The 4,743-nt window shown below is 44.5% G+C and carries 3 protein-coding genes and 1 riboswitch; all 3 genes read left to right on the forward strand.

What is annotated here, in order from left to right; translation table 11 throughout:
* Positions 1-26: 26 nt before the first annotated feature.
* The 3 genes from HMPREF1048_RS06095 (at position 27) to HMPREF1048_RS06105 (ending at position 4,709) form a co-directional block, all read left to right on the forward strand.
* A complete protein-coding gene (locus tag HMPREF1048_RS06095; protein WP_004248696.1) occupies positions 27-2,363 on the forward strand; it encodes an endonuclease MutS2 in 2,337 nt (778 codons plus the stop codon).
* 164 nt (positions 2,364-2,527) lie between these two features.
* A riboswitch (glycine riboswitch) is annotated at positions 2,528-2,616 on the forward strand.
* Positions 2,617-2,706: 90 nt separating this feature from the next.
* Entirely contained in the window at positions 2,707-4,029 is a 1,323-nt protein-coding gene (locus HMPREF1048_RS06100; RefSeq protein ID WP_000891500.1) for an alanine/glycine:cation symporter family protein, read from the forward strand.
* A gap of 131 nt (positions 4,030-4,160) precedes the next feature.
* On the forward strand, positions 4,161-4,709 hold the full coding sequence (locus HMPREF1048_RS06105; RefSeq protein ID WP_000206774.1) for a carboxymuconolactone decarboxylase family protein: 549 nt from the start codon (positions 4,161-4,163) through the stop codon (positions 4,707-4,709).
* The last annotated feature ends 34 nt before the right edge of the window (positions 4,710-4,743 follow it).

The following is a 4,743-nucleotide window of genomic DNA, read 5'->3' on the forward strand; positions in this document are numbered from 1 at the left end:
AGACATTCAAAGACAAGGAAATAACGATGAACAAGAAAATATTAGAAACATTAGAGTTCAATAAGGTCAAGGCCTTGTTTGAACCCCATTTGTTGACCGAGCAGGGCTTGGAGCAATTGAGACAGCTGGCTCCGACTGCCAAAGCAGATAAAATCAAGCAGGCTTTTGCTGAGATGAAGGAAATGCAGGCTCTTTTCGTCGAGCAACCGCATTTTACCATTCTCGCAACTAAGGAAATTGCAGGAGTCTGCAAGCGTTTGGAGATGGGGGCGGACCTCAATATTGAGGAGTTCCTACTCTTGAAGCGCGTGCTTCTTGCCAGCCGAGAACTGCAAAGTTTTTACGCCAATCTGGAAAATGTCAGCTTGGAAGAATTAGCCCTTTGGTTTGAGAAATTACATGATTTTCCGCAATTACAAGGAAATCTCCAAGCCTTTAATGATGCAGGTTTCATTGAAAATTTTGCCAGTGAAGAATTGGCGCGCATCCGTAGGAAAATCCATGATAGCGAGAGTCAGGTCCGCGATGTTTTACAGGACCTGCTCAAGCAAAAAGCGCAGATGTTGACAGAAGGGATTGTTGCCAGCAGAAATGGCCGTCAGGTTCTACCTGTCAAAAACACTTACCGTAATAAGATTGCAGGTGTTGTTCATGATATTTCTGCCAGCGGAAACACCGTCTATATCGAACCCCGTGAGGTGGTCAAACTGAGCGAAGAAATCGCTAGTCTGCGAGCAGATGAGCGCTATGAAATGCTTCGCATTCTCCAAGAAATTTCTGAGCGTGTTCGCCCTCATGCGGCTGAGATTGCCAATGATGCTTGGATTATCGGCCATCTGGACTTGATTCGTGCCAAGGTCCGCTTTATCCAAGAGAGGCAAGCAGTCGTTCCTCAGCTATCAGAAAATCAAGAGATTCAACTGCTCCATGTCTGCCATCCTCTGGTCAAAAATGCCGTCGCAAATGATGTCCATTTTGGTCAAGATTTAACAGCCATTGTCATTACAGGTCCCAATACTGGTGGTAAGACTATCATGCTCAAAACTCTGGGCTTGACGCAGGTTATGGCTCAGTCTGGTTTGCCGATTTTAGCAGACAAGGGAAGTCGTGTTGGTATTTTTGAAGAAATCTTTGCCGATATTGGCGATGAGCAGTCTATTGAGCAGAGCTTGTCTACCTTCTCTAGCCACATGACCAATATTGTGGATATTCTTGGCGAGGTCAACCAGCATTCGCTCTTGCTCTTGGATGAGTTGGGGGCTGGTACAGATCCTCAAGAGGGAGCCGCCCTTGCCATGGCTATTCTGGAGGACCTTCGCCTGCGTCAAGTTAAGACTATGGCTACAACTCACTATCCGGAACTCAAGGCCTACGGTATTGAGACAGCCTTTGTGCAAAATGCCAGCATGGAGTTTGATACTGCAACTCTTCGCCCGACTTATCGCTTTATGCAGGGTGTTCCTGGCCGAAGCAATGCCTTCGAAATTGCCAAACGTCTGGGCCTATCTGAAGTTATCGTAGGGGATGCCAGCCAGCAGGTAGATCAGGACAATGACGTCAACCGGATCATTGAGCAACTGGAAGAGCAGACGCTGGAAAGCCGTAAACGCTTGGACAATATCCGTGAGGTGGAGCAAGAAAATCTCAAGATAAATCGTGCGCTTAAAAAACTCTACAACGAGCTCAATCGTGAAAAGGAAACCGAGCTTAATAAGGCGCGTGAACAGGCTGCTGAGATTGTGGACATGGCCCTAAGTGAAAGTGACCAGATTCTCAAAAATCTCCACAGTAAATCTCAACTCAAGCCCCACGAAATCATTGAAGCCAAGGCCAAGCTGAAAAAATTAGCTCCTGAAAAAGTGGACTTGTCTAAAAATAAGGTCCTTCAAAAAGCTAAGAAAAAACGAGCTCCAAAGGTGGGAGATGATATCGTGGTTCTCAGTTATGGCCAGCGTGGTACCTTGACCAGTCAACTCAAGGACGGCCGTTGGGAAGCCCAAGTTGGTTTAATCAAGATGACCTTGGAAGAGAAAGAATTTGACCTTGTTCAAGCTCAGCAAGAAAAACCAGTCAAGAAGAAACAAGTCAATGTTGTGAAACGGACATCTGGCCGAGGCCCTCAAGCCAGACTGGACCTTCGAGGTAAACGCTATGAAGAAGCTATGAATGAGCTAGATGCCTTTATCGACCAAGCCTTGCTTAATAATATGGCTCAAGTTGATATCATCCATGGTATCGGAACAGGTGTCATCCGTGAAGGTGTCACCAAATACCTACAAAGAAACAAGCATATCAAGAGTTTTGGCTATGCCCCACAAAATGCTGGAGGCAGTGGTGCGACTATTGTCACTTTTAAAGGATAAGAAATATTTCGGAATTCATAAAGTAAAAACTGTTGAACTAATTTTTACTAATAAACACATTGACAAAAGACAACATTTTTTGTAAAATAAGAATCAATTAAATACCAACACCGAATGAAGTTTAATAGAAGTGGGGAATCGTTTGATTTTCCATGACTGTAAATGGACGGAACTCTGGAGAGACCGTAAAGGCACCGAAGGGGCAAGGCAGGCAACTGCTCAAACTCTCAGGTAAAAGGACAGAGCTAGGATAGACCGCTTTTTAGCATTTATCTAAGCATTCCAGAGTACATGTATCTTACATGTGCTCTTTCTTTTGGGGTTGAAAAGATAGGAGAAGGAAATGTTAGAATTGCTTAAATCAATCGATGCTTTTGCTTGGGGCCCACCCCTCTTGATTCTCTTGGTCGGAACAGGGATTTACCTAACTGTCCGTCTAGGTCTCTTGCAGGTTTTGCGTTTGCCCAAGGCCTTCCAGCTTATTTTTACTAAGGACAAGGGGCATGGCGATGTATCCAGTTTTGCGGCCTTGTGTACAGCCCTCGCAGCTACAGTTGGTACGGGAAATATTATCGGGGTGGCGACGGCTATCAAGGTCGGTGGCCCAGGAGCCCTCTTTTGGATGTGGATGGCGGCTTTCTTTGGGATGGCTACCAAGTATGCGGAAGGACTACTAGCTATCAAATACCGCACCAAGGACGACCATGGTGCAGTAGCGGGAGGTCCCATGCACTATATCCTTCTAGGGATGGGAGAAAAGTGGCGTCCACTTGCTATCTTCTTTGCCTTGGCAGGTGTGCTTGTAGCTTTATTGGGGATTGGGACCTTCACTCAAGTTAACTCGATTACAGAATCTATCCAAAATACAACGGCTATTTCGCCAGCCATCACAGCTCTTGTGTTATCTGTATTTGTAGCGATTGCAGTCTTTGGCGGACTCAAGTCCATTTCTAAGGTTTCAACTACTGTTGTCCCTTTTATGGCTATCATTTATATTTTGGGAACTCTTACAGTTATTTTCTTTAATATAGGGAAAATTCCTGGCACAATCGCTTTAATTTTGACATCAGCTTTTAGTCCAGTTGCTGCGGTAGGTGGATTTGCCGGTGCTAGCATTCGGATGGCTATCCAAAATGGTGTGGCGCGTGGTGTCTTTTCTAACGAATCTGGTCTGGGTTCTGCTCCCATTGCAGCGGCTGCAGCTAAGACAAATGAACCAGTAGAGCAAGGCTTGATTTCCATGACAGGAACCTTTATTGATACACTCATTATCTGTACCTTGACTGGTTTGACCATCTTGGTAACTGGTGTTTGGAGTGGTGATTTGAATGGAGTTGCCTTGACTCAGTCAGCCTTCTCAACAGTCTTTTCACACTTTGGACCTGCCCTCTTGACCATATTCCTTGTGCTCTTTGCCTTTACGACAATTCTAGGTTGGAACTACTACGGGGAACGTTGTTTTGAGTTCCTCTTTGGGGTTCGCTTTATCTGGCTTTACCGTGTGGTCTTTGTACTCATGGTCTTGTTGGGAGGATTTATCGAGTTGGATATGGTTTGGATTATCGCGGATATCGTGAATGCCTTAATGGCTCTACCAAACTTGATTGCTCTCTTAGTTTTATCGCCAGTCATTATTGCTGAGACTAAAAAGTATTTTGATAAATAATGAAATCACACCTCGCGTGTGATTTTTTGCTTTCATAAAAAATTTCTATCGGTGCAATTTAAAATATATATTATACACGGTATAGAATCTGTGATAGACTAGATTTCAACAAAATGAAAAGAGGTTTTATGATGACAACATTTACCATCCATACAGTAGAATCAGCACCAGCAGAAGTGAAAGAAGTTCTTGAAACAGTACAAAAAGATAACAATGGCTATATTCCCAACCTAATCGGTCTCTTGGCTAATGCACCAACTGCTTTAGAGGCTTATCGTACTGTCGGAGCCATCAATCGTCGCAACAGCCTGACACCCGTTGAGCGTGAAGTGGTGCAGATCACGGCAGCCGTAACCAATGGTTGTGCCTTCTGCGTCGCAGGTCACACAGCTTTTTCCATCAAACAAATCCAGATGAACGATGACCTTCTTCAAGCCCTTCGCAATCGTACTCCAATTGAAACAGATCCTAAATTAGACACCCTAGCTAAGTTTACCTTGGCAGTTATCAATACCAAGGGTCGTGTAGGAGATGAAGCCTTGGCTGAGTTTCTAGAAGCTGGATACACCCAACAAAATGCCTTGGATGTGGTTCTTGGTGTCAGCCTAGCCAGCCTCTGTAACTATGCTAACAACCTAGCCAATACACCAATTAACCCAGAATTACAACCTTATGCCTAATTCATATCTGAGTAAAATGAAGTCTGGAATAATC

This window comes from Streptococcus mitis SK575 (assembly GCF_000257865.1).
GTDB lineage: Bacteria > Bacillota > Bacilli > Lactobacillales > Streptococcaceae > Streptococcus > Streptococcus mitis_CQ.

What these genes read in the sequence shown, in the direction of transcription:
- HMPREF1048_RS06095 (WP_004248696.1), top strand. Translation starts at nt 27, where the DNA reads ATGAACAAGAAAATATTAGAAACATTAGAGTTCAATAAGGTCAAGGCC.
- HMPREF1048_RS06100 (WP_000891500.1), top strand. Translation starts at nt 2,707, where the DNA reads ATGTTAGAATTGCTTAAATCAATCGATGCTTTTGCTTGGGGCCCACCC.
- HMPREF1048_RS06105 (WP_000206774.1), top strand. Translation starts at nt 4,161, where the DNA reads ATGACAACATTTACCATCCATACAGTAGAATCAGCACCAGCAGAAGTG.